Annotated in this window: 11 protein-coding genes and 2 rRNA genes (1 of these 13 running past the window's edge); 7 read left to right on the top strand and 6 right to left on the bottom strand. The window is 57.6% G+C overall.

All coding sequences use genetic code 11. The features are described 5' to 3' along the window. Positions 1–31: 31 nt before the first annotated feature. Together I6L49_RS16265 and rfaD are read right to left on the bottom strand one after the other, a co-directional pair. Complete coding sequence (locus tag I6L49_RS16265) at positions 32–1,792, bottom strand: polysaccharide deacetylase family protein (protein WP_216949934.1); 1,761 nt, start codon at positions 1,790–1,792, stop codon at positions 32–34. Between the two features lie 118 nt (positions 1,793–1,910). After that, complete coding sequence (gene rfaD, locus I6L49_RS16260) at positions 1,911–2,867, bottom strand: ADP-glyceromanno-heptose 6-epimerase (protein WP_164535774.1); 957 nt, start codon at positions 2,865–2,867, stop codon at positions 1,911–1,913. A 158-nt stretch (positions 2,868–3,025) separates the two neighbouring features. Between rfaD and I6L49_RS16255 the strand changes: the two genes are divergently transcribed. The 5 genes from I6L49_RS16255 (at position 3,026) to I6L49_RS16235 (ending at position 9,074) form a co-directional block, all read left to right on the top strand. Beyond that, positions 3,026–3,670: a TetR/AcrR family transcriptional regulator gene (locus I6L49_RS16255; RefSeq protein WP_216949933.1), complete on the top strand. Its 645-nt coding sequence runs from the start codon at positions 3,026–3,028 to the stop codon at positions 3,668–3,670. 115 nt (positions 3,671–3,785) lie between these two features. Beyond that, positions 3,786–4,976 carry a glycine C-acetyltransferase gene (locus I6L49_RS16250; RefSeq protein WP_127007235.1) on the top strand — a complete coding sequence of 397 codons (1,191 nt, stop codon included), beginning with the start codon at positions 3,786–3,788 and terminating at the stop codon, positions 4,974–4,976. A 55-nt stretch (positions 4,977–5,031) separates the two neighbouring features. Beyond that, entirely contained in the window at positions 5,032–6,060 is a 1,029-nt protein-coding gene (gene tdh / locus I6L49_RS16245; protein ID WP_216949932.1) for an L-threonine 3-dehydrogenase, read from the top strand. 197 nt (positions 6,061–6,257) lie between these two features. Next, positions 6,258–6,713 carry a cytochrome c5 family protein gene (locus tag I6L49_RS16240; RefSeq protein WP_041234042.1) on the top strand — a complete coding sequence of 152 codons (456 nt, stop codon included), beginning with the start codon at positions 6,258–6,260 and terminating at the stop codon, positions 6,711–6,713. A gap of 84 nt (positions 6,714–6,797) precedes the next feature. Continuing rightward, positions 6,798–9,074 carry a bifunctional diguanylate cyclase/phosphodiesterase gene (locus I6L49_RS16235; RefSeq protein ID WP_216949931.1) on the top strand — a complete coding sequence of 759 codons (2,277 nt, stop codon included), beginning with the start codon at positions 6,798–6,800 and terminating at the stop codon, positions 9,072–9,074. A gap of 2 nt (positions 9,075–9,076) precedes the next feature. Here the strand turns inward: I6L49_RS16235 and rep are convergent, their stop codons facing one another. Beyond that, on the bottom strand, positions 9,077–11,089 hold the full coding sequence (gene rep, locus I6L49_RS16230; protein ID WP_005340859.1) for a DNA helicase Rep: 2,013 nt from the start codon (positions 11,087–11,089) through the stop codon (positions 9,077–9,079). Between the two features lie 180 nt (positions 11,090–11,269). On the opposite strand from rep, the gene I6L49_RS16225 reads away from it, so the two are divergent. Continuing rightward, positions 11,270–12,490, top strand: coding sequence for an aminotransferase class V-fold PLP-dependent enzyme (locus tag I6L49_RS16225; RefSeq protein ID WP_216949930.1), 1,221 nt, complete (start codon positions 11,270–11,272; stop codon positions 12,488–12,490). A gap of 13 nt (positions 12,491–12,503) precedes the next feature. Next, entirely contained in the window at positions 12,504–12,938 is a 435-nt protein-coding gene (locus tag I6L49_RS16220) for a SufE family protein (protein ID WP_216949929.1), read from the top strand. Between the two features lie 21 nt (positions 12,939–12,959). Here I6L49_RS16220 and tcdA read toward each other — a convergent pair whose 3' ends face one another. The 3 genes from tcdA to I6L49_RS16205 form a co-directional block, all read right to left on the bottom strand. Continuing rightward, complete coding sequence (gene tcdA / locus I6L49_RS16215) at positions 12,960–13,796, bottom strand: tRNA cyclic N6-threonylcarbamoyladenosine(37) synthase TcdA (protein WP_216949928.1); 837 nt, start codon at positions 13,794–13,796, stop codon at positions 12,960–12,962. A gap of 194 nt (positions 13,797–13,990) precedes the next feature. After that, positions 13,991–14,105 (bottom strand): 5S ribosomal RNA (gene rrf / locus I6L49_RS16210). An 81-nt stretch (positions 14,106–14,186) separates the two neighbouring features. Continuing rightward, positions 14,187–16,111 (bottom strand): 23S ribosomal RNA (locus tag I6L49_RS16205) (it continues 965 nt past the right edge of the window).

Raw genomic sequence — 16,111 nt, 5'->3', positions numbered from 1 at the left:
ATTACCTTGAGTATGGCAGGAAGCTATCAGTTCACTTCCTGAACACATAATTCCCGCGAATTTTGCGCCACAATCCGAACACATCGGTTCGGGGGAAGATAGCAATCCGGCGGATCTGGAAAGGGTCCTGGTGCATCGCTTTGGGGCCGCTATTGGTAGCGACGGCAAAACGATACCCAGCGGCGATAGCCTGCTCCTTGGCACTCTCGTTCATATCTCCGTAAGGGTAGGCGAACGAGAGCAGCGGATGGCCAAGCAGGGCCTCCAGTTGGCGTTTATTCTCCTGAATTTCATGGGCTTGTTGTTCGGGTGTGAGCTTGCTCAAGCGGGGGTGAGTCAGGGTATGGCCACCAATTTCCACATGACCGCTGGCGGCCAGCGCCTTGACCTGCTCACCACTCATCAATGAGACCTTGGTGTCCGGATTGGTCGGATGCTCCACATCCCAACGGTTATAGCCTTCACCGGTGACCACGTACACCACGGCTTTGTAACCATATTTTTCCAGCAGTGGCAGCATGCGGGTCAGGTTGTCCTGATAGCCGTCATCGGCGGTGATCATCAGGTACTTCTTGCCGTATTGCAGACGGTGGATAAAGCCTTTGTCCGCCAAATCGCGGAAAGTCAGTGTTTCGTAGCCTAGCCACTTCATCAGTCGCAGATGCTTCTCGAACATGGTGATCGGCATCCAGGTGCCATGCACCCCTTTCTCGCTATCCTGCTCGATAAAACGGTGGTACATGATAACCGGCATCTCGCGGCGCAGGGTTTCGACTACAGCATCCTGATAGATGGCTTCGAGGCCGGAGACCACCCCCTGCAAGCCATACTCATCCTGAATGCGTTGGCGAATGACTTCCGGCACCGTCTTGCTGGCCAAGGCGGTCTCGATTTCTCCCTTCAGGGCAGCAAAATCGATAGCCAGATCCTTGGGGCCGATATCGCCAAAATTACTCGCCAGCGCCTCGTCCAGATTCTGTTCGGTCACCAGACCAATGGCCCTGGCTTCACCAATGGCAAAGGCGGGCCGACCACAGAGCAGTGCTTCCATCGCCACCCGACCGGCACCTATCACCAAATCGCTGCCAGCCAGCAGAGCGGGAACATCATCGACGTACCCAACAAACTCGGCACGGCCTTCGAAACGGGCAAAGCGCTCCGGAACCTTGGTACCGCTGACAATCCGCACCTTGCAGGCATCCAGATCGAGTACCTCGTCGAGCAGACGGTAACAGAGCTCCCCTTTGGGGCCGCTCAAACGGCCAATGATGGCAATCACCGGCTTTGGATTATCCGGCGCAGGCACAGGCTGGAATTTGTCGGTTTCGATACCGTTGCGCAGCACCTGCACAATCGCGGGATCGACCCCCAGATTGTCGACAATCTGATGGGCAATATCCTCACAAACGGCAACTGCCCGATAGCCGAGAGCATGGAATGCCTTGCGCGAAGCGTGCACCGGCTGGCGACCATGAACCGTGGTGATCATCGGGGTGCCAGTCAGCTTGCAGGCCACATAACTGCTCCAGCCGGAGGCGCGGGAGTGAGCATGCACCAACTGGATATGGTGCTTTTTGATGAGATAGATAAGGTAGAAGACGTGCCAGAAACGGCGCAAGATGCTGCGCTTGTTGAATCTCAGCTTGAAGACTGGGCCAAGAGTCGGCTTGGTCAGGGTATCTGATACATAAAAGACGTTGTGACCACGCCGGGTCAGTTCGTTACCGACCGTGGTGGCATAGACCTCAGCTCCCGTTACCTCGAGCTGGGAGAGTGCCATCAATATATTCATCGCGCGGTTACCCGGTAGAGAAGAGAGGAACGGCAAGCAGCCACAGAGACCAGAAACCGGAAGCAGGCGAGTGCCCACTTCCGGTTTTGCGCTCAAACTGCCGCGTTGTGCTCACCTGTTAGCGGTTGAGCCAGGCCATGTAATCCGCTACCCCTTCGGCAACGGTTTTGAACTCGGCGTCATAACCCACGCTGCGCAGCTTGGTCATGTCAGCCTGGGTGAAGCTCTGGTAGCGACCCTTGAGGTGATCCGGGAAGGGGATGTATTCGATAGAACCCTTCTGATGATGCTTGATCACCGCTTCGGCCACGTTCTGGAATGGCTCGGCACGGCCGGTACCGCAGTTGAAGATGCCGGAGTGCTGCGGGTGCTGCCAGAACCAGAGGTTTACCTTGCAGACGTCGTCGATATAGATGAAGTCACGCATCTGACCACCGTTCGGGAAGCCATCGCAACCTTCGAACAGCTTGGGATTCTCGCCCTTCTTCACCTGGGTGTTGAGATGGAAGGCAACGGAGGCCATGGAGCCTTTGTGCTGTTCGCGCGGGCCGTAGACGTTGAAGTACTTGAGGCCAACAACCTGAGAGTTGATCTCCGGCATCCAGCGGCGCACGTACTGGTCAAACAACTGCTTGGAGTAGCCGTAGACGTTGAGCGGCTGTTCGAACTTGGGATCTTCGATGAAGTTGTCGTTGCGGCCACCGTAGGTCGCGGCAGAAGAGGCGTAAATGAACGGGATTTCACGCTCGATGCAGTAGTGGAACAGATCCTTGGAGTACTCGTAGTTGACCTCCATGATGAACTTGCCGTTCCACTCGGTGGTGGCAGAGCAGGCGCCTTCGTGGAAGATCACCTCGATGCCGTTGTCCCACTCTTCAAACTCGTCACCGGAGACGATCCGAGCCTGAAACTCGTCTTTGTCCATGTAGTCAGCGATGGTCAGATCGACCAGGTTGACGAACTTGGTGCCGTCGGTCAGGTCATCAATGACCACGATATCGGTCCGTCCTTGAGCGTTCAGCTGCTTGACCAGATTGCTGCCGATAAAGCCAGCACCGCCAGTTACTACGATCATGGAGTTTGCCTCTCGTACGTTGATGGCTACATGTGACTGCTTGTTAAAGCTGTGTATAGTGAGCCAATTTGAAATTGCCGAAAAGTTTATCACGGGCCGTCCGGGGATTCGACCTTGTTCAAAACTGCCCCGAGCGGAACCTGTTGGAGGAATGAGTGATGAAAACCAGAGACAGGATCATTCACAGCGCGACCGAGCTGTTCAACGATCAGGGTGAACGCAACATCACCACCAACCATATTGCGGCGCACATGGGCATCAGCCCGGGCAACCTCTACTACCACTTCCGCAATAAAGAAGACATCATCCACTCCATCTTCGACCAGTATGCCCGACACCTGAGCGAGAGCTTCGTGCCGACCCGCAATCGTGAAATCACCCTGCAGGATCTGATGGGCTATCTGGATGCCATCTTCTATCTGATGTGGCAGTTCCGCTTCTTCTACGCCAACCTGCCGGACATCCTGAGCCGTGACGAACCGCTGCAACAGAAGTACCTCAAGGCCCAGGAGCAGATGCGCTCCTCCGTGGTCACACTGCTCAGAAGCCTACGCGAAGGGGGCATTATCGATGTCAGCGATGAAGACCTGCCGGATCTGGGACAGACCATCAAGATGGTGGTGACCTGCTGGATCCCGTTCCAGATTGCCCAGGCCCCCAACACCCGCATCACCAAACCGCTGCTCTATCAAGGCGTGTTGAAGGTGCTGTTCCTGCTGCGCCCCTATGTGCAACCCCAGGTGGCCGGACAGATCCAGCAGCTGGAGCAGCACTACCGTCAGCTGGCCCAACCAGCTGGGTGAGATCTGTTTCACATTTGTTGAATATCAGCACAATCATTTGAATTTACCGCAACAGATTGCAGTAAAATGTCGCCCTCTGTTGATACGCAGCTGAAATAGCCACTAAGGATCGAGGATGTCTAACGGATTCTATCGTCACCTGACCGAGCAACTGAACCAGGTGCAAGCTGAAGGGTTGTACAAGCAGGAGCGCATCATCACCTCCGCCCAGCAGGCCAGCATCGCCGTCGGCGGTGAGCAGGTACTGAACTTCTGTGCCAACAACTATCTTGGGCTGGCCAACCACCCGGATCTGATCGCTGCCGCCCATCAGGGACTCGACAGCCATGGCTTCGGCATGGCCTCGGTGCGCTTCATCTGTGGCACCCAGGATCAGCACAAAGCGCTGGAGCAGAAGATGTCTGCCTTCCTCGGCACCGAAGACACCATCCTCTACTCCTCCTGTTTCGATGCCAACGGCGGTCTTTTTGAAACCCTGTTCGGCGCCGAAGATGCCATCATCTCCGATGCCCTCAACCACGCTTCCATCATCGACGGCGTGCGACTGTGCAAGGCCAAGCGTTATCGCTACGCCAATAACGATATGGCCGAGCTGGAAGCCCAGCTCAAGCAGGCTGACGCCGATGGCGCCCGCTTCAAGCTGATCGCCACCGACGGTGTCTTCTCCATGGATGGGGTCATCGCCGACCTCAAATCCATCTGCGATCTGGCAGACAAATACGATGCGCTGGTGATGGTGGATGACTCCCACGCCGTCGGCTTTATCGGCGAAAATGGTCGTGGCACCCACGAATATTGCGGCGTGATGGAGCGGGTCGACATCATCACCGGCACCCTGGGCAAGGCGCTCGGCGGCGCGTCCGGTGGCTATACCTCCGGCAAGAAAGAGGTGATCGACTGGCTGCGTCAGCGCTCCCGCCCCTACCTCTTCTCCAACTCGCTGGCCCCCTCTATTGTCGCCGCCACCATCAAGGTGATCGACATGCTGGCGGAAGGTCACGACCTGCGTGCCCGCCTGAAAGAGAACAGCCGTTACTTCCGCGAGCGGATGAGTGCCGCCGGCTTCACTCTGGCTGGTGCCGACCACGCCATCATTCCGGTGATGCTGGGGGATGCCAAACTGGCCTCCGAAATGGCAAGCCGCATGCTGGCAGCCGGCATCTATGTGGTGGGCTTCTCCTTCCCGGTCGTGCCCAAGGGCCAGGCGCGCATTCGCACCCAGATGTCTGCCGCTCACACCCGCGAGCAGCTGGACAAGGCGATCGACGCCTTTATCCGCATCGGCCGTGAACTCGGCGTTATCTGATTTGAATCAAGGGGCTGCAGCCCCTTTTTTCTGCATTCATATTGAAGGAACAGCCATGAAAGCACTCTCCAAACTGCACAAAGAGGTCGGCATCTGGATGACGGATGTGCCAGCCCCCGAGCTCGGCTACAACGACCTGCTGATCAAGATCCGCAAAACCGCCATCTGCGGCACCGATATCCACATCTACAACTGGGACGAGTGGTCCCAGAAGACCATTCCGGTACCCATGGTGGTCGGCCACGAATATGTCGGCGAAGTGGTCGCCATCGGTCAGGAGGTGCGCGGCTTCGCTATCGGCGATCGGGTCTCCGGCGAAGGGCACATCACCTGCGGTCACTGCCGCAACTGCCGCGCCGGGCGCACTCACCTCTGCCGCAACACCATTGGCGTTGGCGTCAACCGCCCGGGCGCTTTTGCCGAGTATCTGGTGATCCCCGCATTCAACGCCTTCAAGCTGCCGGACAACATCCCGGACGAGCTGGCTGCCATCTTCGACCCGTTCGGCAATGCGGTGCACACCGCCCTCTCCTTCGATCTGGTGGGTGAAGATGTGCTCATCACCGGGGCTGGCCCCATCGGCATCATGGCCGCCGCCGTCTGCCGCCATGTGGGTGCGCGCCACGTGGTGATCACCGACGTCAACGAATACCGGCTGGAGCTGGCCCGCAAGATGGGCGCCACCCGCGCGGTCAACGTGGCCAAGGAGAAGCTGGCCGACGTGATGAGCGAGCTGGGCATGACCGAAGGGTTCGACGTGGGGCTGGAGATGTCCGGCGTCCCGAGCGCCTTCCAGGAGATGCTCGACAAGATGAACCACGGCGGCAAGATCGCCATGCTTGGCATCCCCCCCTCCACCATGGCCATCGACTGGAACAAGGTGATCTTCAAGGGGCTGTTTATCAAAGGGATCTATGGCCGCGAGATGTTCGAGACCTGGTACAAAATGGCCAGCCTGATCCAGTCAGGGCTAGATCTCTCCCCCATCATCACCCACAGATTCCACATCGACGAATTCCAGCAGGGGTTCGATGCGATGCGCTCCGGCCACTCCGGCAAGGTGATCCTGAGCTGGGATAAATAACCCTTTTCACCCTTTGGTTACTCGAAACCCGGCGAATGCCGGGTTTCTTTTTATCTCCACCACCAGAATTGCCGTGAGATCGCCCAAAACTTTGTACGCAGAGTGTTTAACACTTCACACACAAGCGTTTAAATGGCTGTAACTATTCGGTTATAATCCCGTCGTTTACATGGATAATAAAAGACTGCTGGGAGTATATGAGCGTGTTGAAAAAACTGAGCTATTTGCTGGCTGTCGGGATGACGGCCGCCAGCTTGTCTGGGGCAGTGCTTGCTGCCGATGAGATGTCACCGGAGGCTATTGCCGAGCGGATCAAACCAATCGGTCAGGTCTATACCGCCAAGGATCTGGAAGGTATTGCCGGCGCGAGTGCTGCACCGACGGCGGCCGCCTCTTCCGGTCCCCGCGATGGCGAAACGGTATACAAGGGCGCCTGCTTTGCCTGTCACGACACCGGCGCCGCTGGTGCCCCCAAACGGGGTGACAAGGCAGCCTGGGATCCTCGCATCGCCCAGGGCATTGATACTCTCAAGAAACATGCCATTGAAGGCTTTACCGGCAAGTCCGGCATGATGCCTCCGCGCGGCACCTGTGCGAACTGTAGTGATGAAGAGATTGAAAACGCCATCCACTACATGATCGACAAGCTGTAAGTATTTGAAAGGGCCGCAATTGCGGCCCTTTCAATCTATCGGCTTCCGACTACTCTTGTAAGGTAGACATATCGGGAGTTGCACATGTCGTCCCAATCCATCGAACCCCACTACTCAACTCCTCTGTTGGCGTTGGTCTCTGCCATTATGGACTTCCCGGCGTCACAAACCGCCACGTCTGACGATTACGATTCCCTGATCCAGCAGATTGACCAACTCTGCCCGCTGCAACATTTCGGCATGCTGGGCCTCTCCGATACCGGTCTGAACTGGCTTTACGCCTACAAGGTCAGCGATATCTTCAAGCAACAGCTGGGCCGTGAGCAGTCCCGCATCACCGATCAGCTCACCCAGCTGGATGAGGCCGAAGGGTGGTGCGTCTTCCCCATTGAGCATGGCCAGATACAGTGGTTGCTGGCTCGCGGCACCCCTGCCGACCTGCCGACCCTGCGTCTGCTGCTGGAGTGTCTGGCCAAACGGCTGACCGAAACCCAGGCGGGATCCCATCTCACCGAGCTCCCTTCACCGCTGATCCGCAAAGACCCGAACTGGAAAAAGAAAATCGAGAGCATCAGCCGCATCATGCGGCTCGCCAATACCCTGCCGGCTCAGGCGCTCTTCTCCCAGCTGGAAGCGGTACTGTGCCAGATGCTCACCATCGAGGACATGCTGCTGGTCAGGCTAACCAGTCAGAAGCTGGAAAAGATCTACCCCGCCCATCCCCATCAGGGAGACGAGTTCATCAGCGGCTTATGCCACAGCACCAGCAATATCGAGGTGAGCAGGGAGTCACGCTACTGGCACAGCATGCCGCTGCGGCTGCAACAACAGTACTTCGCCCACTTCATCATCAGCACGGCTCAACCGTTGGAGACCGACGACAAGCTGTTTCTCGACTTCCTGCGTGGTCAGCTCACCCTGCTGCTGGAGCTGAGACGGATCCGCCAGCAGCTCAACGACATCAATACCGAAGACTCCATCAACCAACGGCTGCAACAGCTGCGTCAAACCAACCTCAGGCTGCAAAAGCAGCTCAAGCAGCATCAGGAGCTGGAACGGCGGCTGCAATTCGATGCGCTTCACGACCCGCTGACCCAACTGCCCAACCGCGCGCTGTTGATGAACCACCTCAACCACGCCATGACCCACTACAACCGCTACAAATCGCCGGGATTTGCGGTAATTTTTATCGATGTGGACCACTTCAAGCAGATCAATGACACCCTGGGCCACAGCGCTGGCGATCAGCTGCTCAAGGAGGTGAGCCGCCGCCTGCAAACCTGCATCCGGCAAAACGATCTGGTGGCCAGACTGGGGGGCGACGAGTTTGTCATCTATCTGGACAGCAGCAAGAGCGACGATGACATCAGCCCGGTGCTCAACCGCATTATCAGCCGTCTCTCCTACCCGTTCCGGCTACTCGGCAACGAGCTGAGCATTACCGTCAGCCTTGGGGTATCGAGCGTCTCCGAGCAAACCTCAGATATCAGCCAGCTGCTCCATCAGGCCGATCTGGCCATGTATCAGGCCAAGCGCAATGGTCGCAGTCGCATCGTCAGCTACTCGGATGATTGCATCAACCAGAACTGGAATTCGCCGGAAGAGATGCTGGCCAGAGCCCTGCGGGAGGGGCGTATCGTCCCCTACTTCCAGCCGGTGATCCGGCTGCAGGATAGCCGCCTGACCGGACTGGAGGTGATGGCGCGCTGGCTGACCGAGGAGGGGATTCTGAAGGATGCGTTCGACTTTATTCCGCTGGCGGAGCAGTGCGGCCTGATTCTGGAGCTGGATTACCAGATCCTGCGCCACACCTGTCAGCAACTGAAAAACTGGCTGCCAATCTCCGGGCAGAGCAAGTTCAAGGTCGCCATCAATCTGTCGGGCAAGCATCTGGTCAACCATGACCACATCATGCGACTGATGGGGATCATCGAAGAGGAAGGGGTCGCCCCAGGCTATCTGATTTTTGAATTCAACGAGCGGGAACTGTCGCGACAAGATTCCGATGCACTGGCGTCGCTGCACGAGCTGCGCGCCAAGGGTATCCAGATCAGCCTCGATGATTTCGGCACCGGCTTCTCCTCCCTCAACGCCCTGTTCCACTTCCCGGTGGATTACATCAAGGTGGATGACAGCTTTACCCAGCGGATGCTGCAATCGCCCAAAGATTTGGCGCTGATCCGCGCCATGCGGGATATCTGTCAGGATCTCGATTACACCCTGGTAGTCGAGGGGATCGAGAACCAGCAGCAATTGCAGAAGCTGATTGATATCGGCTGCCGGATGGGGCAAGGGCGCTATATCTCACCGCCCATGCCGGGAGCAGACATAGTACCGCTACTGACCCCGGCCAATCCTTAGGATTAATCCTTCTTGAACAGCGCCCGCAGGTTGGCAACACCAACCTGCCCCTTCTGCTGGCGCTCCTCGGCAGTCACCTTCTTCTGGTTTTCCCATTCAAGGTCATCTTGCGGCAGCTCCAGCAGGAAGCGGCTCGGCTCTGGCCGTACCGACTCGCCAAACTGACGCCGCTCCTTGCAGAGGGTGAAGGTCAGTTCGGTCTGAGCCCGGGTGATCCCCACGTAGGCGAGACGCCGCTCCTCCTCGACGTTGTCTTCATCTATGCTGGTCTGGTGGGGCAGCAAGCCCTCCTCCATCCCCACCATGTAGACATAGGGGAACTCCAGCCCCTTGGAGGCATGCAGGGTCATTAACTGCACCTGATCGGCATCATCCTCCCCTTCGTTGCGCTCCATCATGTCGCGCAGGGTGAGGCGAGTGACCACCTGTGCCAGCGTCATCGACTCCTCCAGCTCATCCCCTTCCAGCATCTCGGTGATCCAGCGATACAGAGTGGAGACGTTCTGCATCCGCATCTCGGCCGCTTTCGGGCTGGGGGAGGTCTCGTAGAGCCACTCTTCGTAGTGGATCTCCTTGATCATGTCCCGCACCGCCTCCACCGGATTGCCACGCAGCGCCTGATCGCCAAGGCGTACCAGCCAGTTGGTGAAGGCCTGCAGGGCCACGAGGCCCCGCCCAGAGAGGTGCTGCTCGAGCCCCAGCTCGAAGCTGGCGGCAAACAGGCTCTTGCCGCGCTGATTGGCATACTGACCCAGTTTTTCGAGGGTAGTGGGGCCGATCTCGCGACGCGGCAGGTTGACCACCCTCAGGAAGGCGGTGTCCTCATCCGGATTCACCAGCAGCTTGAGGTAGGCCATGATGTCCTTGATCTCGGTGCGGGAGAAGAACGAGGTGCCGCCGGAGATGCGATAAGGAATCCGGTTGGTCATCAACGCCTTCTCGAAGATGCGCGACTGATGGTTGCCCCGATAGAGGATGGCGTAATCCTTGAACCGGGTGCGGTTCATAAACTTGTGGCCCATCATCTCGGCGGCGATCCGCTCCGCTTCGTGCTCCTCGTTCTTGGCGAACAGCACCTTGAGCTTCACCCCCTCATCCAATTCGGAGAAGAGCGCCTTGTCATAGACGTGCGGGTTGTTGGCGATCAGAATGTTGGCGCACTTGAGGATCCGCCGCTTGGAGCGGTAGTTCTGCTCCAGCTTGATCAGCTTGAGGCTGGGGAAATCTTCGCTCAGCAGCACCAGATTCTGCGGCTTGGCCCCACGCCAGGAGTAGATCGACTGGTCGTCATCCCCCACCACGGTAAAGCGGGCGCGCTCGCCGACGATCTGCTTCACCAGCTCGTACTGGCTGGTGTTGGTATCTTGGTACTCATCGACCAGCAGATAGCGGATCTTGTTCTGCCAGCGCTCGCGCACCTCCTGATTGCTCTTGAGCAGCAGGGTCGGCATCACGATGAGGTCATCAAAATCCAGCGCGTTATAGGCCACCATCTGGCGGTGATAGCGCTCGTAGAGCTGGGCCATCAGCACCTCTTCCGGCCCGCGGGCGATACGCATGGCGCGGGCGGGCAGGATGAGGTCGTTCTTCCAGTTGGAGATTTGGCTGATAAGGGCCGAGAGCTTGTCCTTGTCGTTGTCGAGCTCGTCTTCAGTCAATTCTTTCAGCAGCGCCAGCTGGTCGGTGTCATCAAACAGGGAGAAGTTAGCCTTGAGATTCAGGCTCTTGTGCTCCCGACGAATGATATCGAGACCCAGGGTATGGAAGGTGGAGACCATCAGCCCCCGCGCCTCCTTACGTCCCAGGGTCTGGCCGACCCGCTCCTTCATCTCCCGCGCCGCCTTGTTGGTAAAAGTGACCGCAGCTATGTTGCGGGCGCTGTAGCCGCACTGCTGCACCAGATAGGCAATCTTGTTGGTGATGACGCGGGTCTTGCCCGATCCGGCACCCGCAAGCACCAGGCAAGGGCCGGAAACATACTTGACCGCTTCGTTCTGATTGGGGTTGAGCTTCATGGGCCGGATCTCTTGGCTTATGATGAGGGGCGGCATTGTACCAGAAATCACCCGACGAGCCGTACCTGCTGCACGGCAGGCAACCGCCAATCGGGCTTATCACGCCTTGTGTTCGGGCGCTATTTTCAGGATCATGGCCGACCTTTCGAGTGATGACTTTTTCCAGATAGTGAGGGGAGCATGAATCAGCAACAGCACGACCAGCTGCGCAGCCAGTTTCCGGCCTTGGCGCAGGAGGTAAACGGCCACCCTCTGGTCTATCTGGACAACGCCGCCACCACCCAGAAGCCGCAAGCGGTACTGGATGCCATCGTTCACTACTATCGGGCCGACAACGCCAACGTGCACCGTGCTGCCCACGCCCTGAGTGGCCGTGCCACCCGAGCCTTCGAAGCTGCCCGCGAAACGGTCGCCCGCTTCATCAACGCCCCCCGCAGCCAAGAGGTGATCTGGACCCGCGGCACCACGGAAGCGATCAATCTGGTAGCCCAGAGCTGGGGGATGAGCGAGCTCAAGGCGGGGGATGAAATCATTCTCAGCACCTTGGAGCACCACGCCAATATCGTCCCGTGGCAGCTGGTCGCCCAGCGCACCGGCGCAGTCATCAGGGTTATCCCCCTCGATGAGCGGGGCGATCTCGAGCTGGCCGCCTATCACGCTATGCTGGGGCCACGGACCCGGCTGGTAAGTGTGGCCCACGTCTCCAATGCCCTTGGCACCGTCAATCCAGTCAAAGAAATGGTGGCAGCGGCCAAGGCAGTCGGCGCTCTGACCCTGATCGACGGCGCCCAGGCGGTGGCTCATCTCGAGATGGATGTACAGGCCATCGGTTGCGACTTCTACGCCTTCTCCGGTCACAAGCTCTATGGCCCGACCGGCATCGGCGTGCTGTGGGGCTGCACCGAGCTATTGGAGCGGATGCCGCCCTGGCAAGCAGGTGGCGAGATGATCGATCGGGTCAGTTTCAGCGGCACCACCTTCAATACCCTGCCCTTCAAGTTCGAGGCGGGCACACCCCATATCGCTGGCGCTATCGGCCTTGCCGCCGCCATCGACTTTGTGATGGAGCAAGACCGGAGCTCATTAGCCAAGCATGAAGAGACGCTGACCGACTATCTGGTCGCAGGTCTGCAACAGGTACCGGGGCTGCGTCTGATCGGCGAACCCAATCAGCGCGCCGGTGCAGTCTCTTTCTTGCTCGACGACATCCACCCGCAGGATGCCGCCACCCTGCTCGATATGCAGGGGATCGCCCTGCGAGTCGGCCATCACTGCGCCATGCCGCTGATGGAGTCGCTCGGTATCGGCGGCACCATGCGCGCCTCGCTGGCCTGCTACAACAATCGGGATGATGTCGACGCCCTGCTGGCCGCCCTGCACAAACTCAGTGACTTCTTCTAAGGCAGACAACCGAATGAGTGACCTAGCAAGCTATACCCAGATTGGCCTTGAGCCCAACGCCGACATCATCCGCCAGCAGTTTGCCGCCGCTCACGGCTGGGAGAACCAGTACCGGCTCATCATCCAGCTCGGCAAGCAGTTACCGGTTCTACCCTGCGAATGGCAGCAGGAAGAGTTCCGCCTCAAGGGGTGTGAAAGCCAGGCTTGGCTGAAGGGAGAACAAAGCGAGGATGGCTGCTGGCATTTTGCCTGTGATTCCGATGCCCGGATCGTGCGCGGGCTGATCGTTATCGTGCTGGCGGCGCTTAACCACCAATCGTCTGCGGCGATCCAGGCTTTTGATATGGAAGGGTATTTTACCGAACTGGGGCTTGAGAAACACTTGAGCCCGTCACGAGGTAACGGGCTCAGAGCGATCGTACTGGCGATCCGGGAGCAGGTAGTCTAACCCGCCTTGTTCATCGGTCGATTACGCTTCGCTAATCGACCCGGCGTTTTCATTCCCGGCCTCTTTCTCGGCTCTGGCGCCCCGCTCGGCAATTTTCTTCAATACCCGGGACGCGGCAATCAGCCCAAAGGTTGCCGTCACCGGCGTCACAGCGCCAAAGCCGGAGGCGCAATCCATCTTCATATTGCCGTCGCTGGCCGCCTTGGCCTGACAGGTACCGCCATTGCCATCCGGATAACTCAGCTGCTCGGTTGAGAAGACACACTCCACACCGAATTTGCGCGCCGGATTCTTGCTGAAGTTGTGCAACCGGCGCAGGTCGGAGCGCACCTTGGCCGCCAACGGGTCTTGAATAGTCTTGGCCAGATCGGCCACCTTGATTTGAGTCGGGTCCATCTGCCCGCCAGCACCACCCGCTACAATCACCGGGATTTTGTTGCGCTTGCAGAAGGCAATCAGCGCCACCTTGGCCTTGACCGAGTCGATGGCGTCCACCACATAGTCAAACTCCCGCTTGATATGCTCGGCCAGATTGTCGGCGGTGACGAAATCGTCTACCTCGATCACTTCGCAATCCGGATTGATGGCGCGAATGCGCTCGGCCATCACCTCGGTCTTGAGGCGACCGACCGTCCCCTTCATGGCGTGGATCTGGCGATTGGTGTTGGTGATGCAGATATCGTCCATGTCGATCAGGGTGATCTGGTTGATACCGGCGCGTGCCAGCGCCTCCGCCGCCCAGGAGCCCACGCCACCGATCCCCACAACACAGACCTTCGCCTGGCTAAAGGAACGCAGGGCGTTTTGACCATAAAGACGGGCAATGCCCCCGAATCGCTGTAGATATTCTGCTTTCATACCACCACCTTGCTTGAGGGCGGCCATTATAACGACAACCACCGCCAGCGGCGATGGCAGAACCGAAGAAAATCGAGGAGGAAAAATGGAGAAAACGGCAGGGAAGAGGGAATAAAAGGTCAGTTATCTGACGATTTTCTGAATTGCAGGCAATAAAAAACCCCGCTCGATGAGCGGGGTTTCTTGTATTGGGTGCCTGGCAGTGTCCTACTCTCGCATGGCGAATGCCACACTACCATCGGCGCTACCGCGTTTCACTTCTGAGTTCGGCATGGGATCAGGTGGTTCCACGGCGCTATGGCCGCCAGGCAAATTCTTCAATCTGAGAAAGCTGACGTAAGTAATTCGTTCGTATTTGCTACAAGCCTTAGAACACTTCTTGGGTGTTGTATGGTTAAGCCTCACGGGTAATTAGTATGGGTTAGCTCAACACATCACTGCGCTTACACACCCCACCTATCAACGTTGTGGTCTCCAACGGCCCTTTAGGACCCTCAAGGGGTCAGGGATGACTCATCTCAGGGCTCGCTTCCCGCTTAGATGCTTTCAGCGGTTATCGATTCCGAACTTAGCTACCGGGCAGTGCCACTGGCGTGACAACCCGAACACCAGAGGTTCGTTCACTCCGGTCCTCTCGTACTAGGAGCAACTCCCTTCAATCATCCAACGCCCACGGCAGATAGGGACCGAACTGTCTCACGACGTTCTGAACCCAGCTCGCGTACCACTTTAAATGGCGAACAGCCATACCCTTGGGACCGACTTCAGCCCCAGGATGTGATGAGCCGACATCGAGGTGCCAAACACCGCCGTCGATATGAACTCTTGGGCGGTATCAGCCTGTTATCCCCGGAGTACCTTTTATCCGTTGAGCGATGGCCCTTCCATTCAGAACCACCGGATCACTATGACCTACTTTCGTACCTGCTCGACCTGTCCGTCTCGCAGTTAAGCTGGCTTATGCCATTGCACTAACCTCCTGATGTCCGACCAGGATTAGCCAACCTTCGTGCTCCTCCGTTACTCTTTGGGAGGAGACCGCCCCAGTCAAACTACCCACCAGGCACTGTCCGCGAGCCCGATTCAGGGCCCTGCGTTAGAACATCAAACATACAAGGGTGGTATTTCAAGGACGGCTCCAGCGCAACTGGCGTCACGCCTTCAAAGCCTCCCACCTATCCTACACATGTAGGTTCAATGTTCAGTGCCAAGCTGTAGTAAAGGTTCACGGGGTCTTTCCGTCTAGCCGCGGGTACACCGCATCTTCACGGCGAATTCGATTTCACTGAGTCTCGGGTGGAGACAGCATGGCCATGGTTACACCATTCGTGCAGGTCGGAACTTACCCGACAAGGAATTTCGCTACCTTAGGACCGTTATAGTTACGGCCGCCGTTTACCGGGGCTTCGATCAAGAGCTTCGCTTGCGCTAACCCCATCAATTAACCTTCCGGCACCGGGCAGGTGTCACACCCTATACGTCCACTTTCGTGTTTGCAGAGTGCTGTGTTTTTGATAAACAGTCCCAGCCATCTGGTCACTGCGACTCCCAACTGCTCCATCCGCAAGGGACTTCACTGTCAAGAGCGAACCTTCTCCCGAAGTTACGGTTCTATTTTGCCTAGTTCCTTCACCCGAGTTCTCTCAAGCGCCTTGGTATTCTCTACCCGACCACCTGTGTCGGTTTGGGGTACGATGACTTGTAATCTGAAGCTTAGAGGCTTTTCCTGGAAGCAGGGCATCAATGGCTTCCGCACCGTAGTGCGTTCGTCTCGTGTCTCAGTGTTGTGTCTCCGGATTTGCCTAGAAACACCACCTACGCACTTTCACCAGGACAACCGTCGCCTGGCCCACCTAGCCTTCTCCGTCCCCCCATCGCAATTACAAGTCGTGCAGGAATATTAACCTGCTTCCCATCGACTACGCCTTTCGGCCTCGCCTTAGGGGTCGACTCACCCTGCCCCGATTAACGTTGGACAGGAACCCTTGGTCTTCCGGCGAGGAGGCTTTTCACCCCCTTTATCGTTACTTACGTCAGCATTCGCACTTCTGATATCTCCAGCATACCTCTCGATACACCTTCGCAGACTTACAGAACGCTCCCCTACCACTCACACATAAGTGTGAATCCGCGGCTTCGGTGCCTGGTTTGAGCCCCGTTACATCTTCCGCGCAGGCCGACTCGACTAGTGAGCTATTACGCTTTCTTTAAATGATGGCTGCTTCTAAGCCAACATCCTAGCTGTCTGAGCCTTCCCACATCGTTTCCCACTTAACCAGAACTTTGGGACCTTAGCCGGCGGTCTGGGTTGTTTC

It is taken from the genome of Aeromonas sp. FDAARGOS 1419, from assembly GCF_019047045.1.
In the GTDB taxonomy this organism is placed as follows: Bacteria; Pseudomonadota; Gammaproteobacteria; order Enterobacterales; family Aeromonadaceae; genus Aeromonas; species Aeromonas veronii.
This window is presented reverse-complemented; position numbering and strand designations above follow the sequence as displayed.

Bases quoted from the DNA above. Each gene is read 5' to 3' on its own strand.
- rfaD (WP_164535774.1), bottom strand. From the start codon at position 2,867: ATGATCGTAGTAACTGGCGGTGCTGGCTTTATCGGCAGCAATCTGGTC.
- I6L49_RS16235 (WP_216949931.1), top strand. From the start codon at position 6,798: ATGTCGTCCCAATCCATCGAACCCCACTACTCAACTCCTCTGTTGGCG.
- tdh (WP_216949932.1), top strand. From the start codon at position 5,032: ATGAAAGCACTCTCCAAACTGCACAAAGAGGTCGGCATCTGGATGACG.
- I6L49_RS16255 (WP_216949933.1), top strand. From the start codon at position 3,026: ATGAAAACCAGAGACAGGATCATTCACAGCGCGACCGAGCTGTTCAAC.
- I6L49_RS16225 (WP_216949930.1), top strand. From the start codon at position 11,270: ATGAATCAGCAACAGCACGACCAGCTGCGCAGCCAGTTTCCGGCCTTG.
- tcdA (WP_216949928.1), bottom strand. From the start codon at position 13,796: ATGAAAGCAGAATATCTACAGCGATTCGGGGGCATTGCCCGTCTTTAT.
- I6L49_RS16220 (WP_216949929.1), top strand. From the start codon at position 12,504: ATGAGTGACCTAGCAAGCTATACCCAGATTGGCCTTGAGCCCAACGCC.
- I6L49_RS16250 (WP_127007235.1), top strand. From the start codon at position 3,786: ATGTCTAACGGATTCTATCGTCACCTGACCGAGCAACTGAACCAGGTG.
- I6L49_RS16240 (WP_041234042.1), top strand. From the start codon at position 6,258: ATGAGCGTGTTGAAAAAACTGAGCTATTTGCTGGCTGTCGGGATGACG.
- I6L49_RS16265 (WP_216949934.1), bottom strand. From the start codon at position 1,792: ATGAATATATTGATGGCACTCTCCCAGCTCGAGGTAACGGGAGCTGAG.
- rep (WP_005340859.1), bottom strand. From the start codon at position 11,089: ATGAAGCTCAACCCCAATCAGAACGAAGCGGTCAAGTATGTTTCCGGC.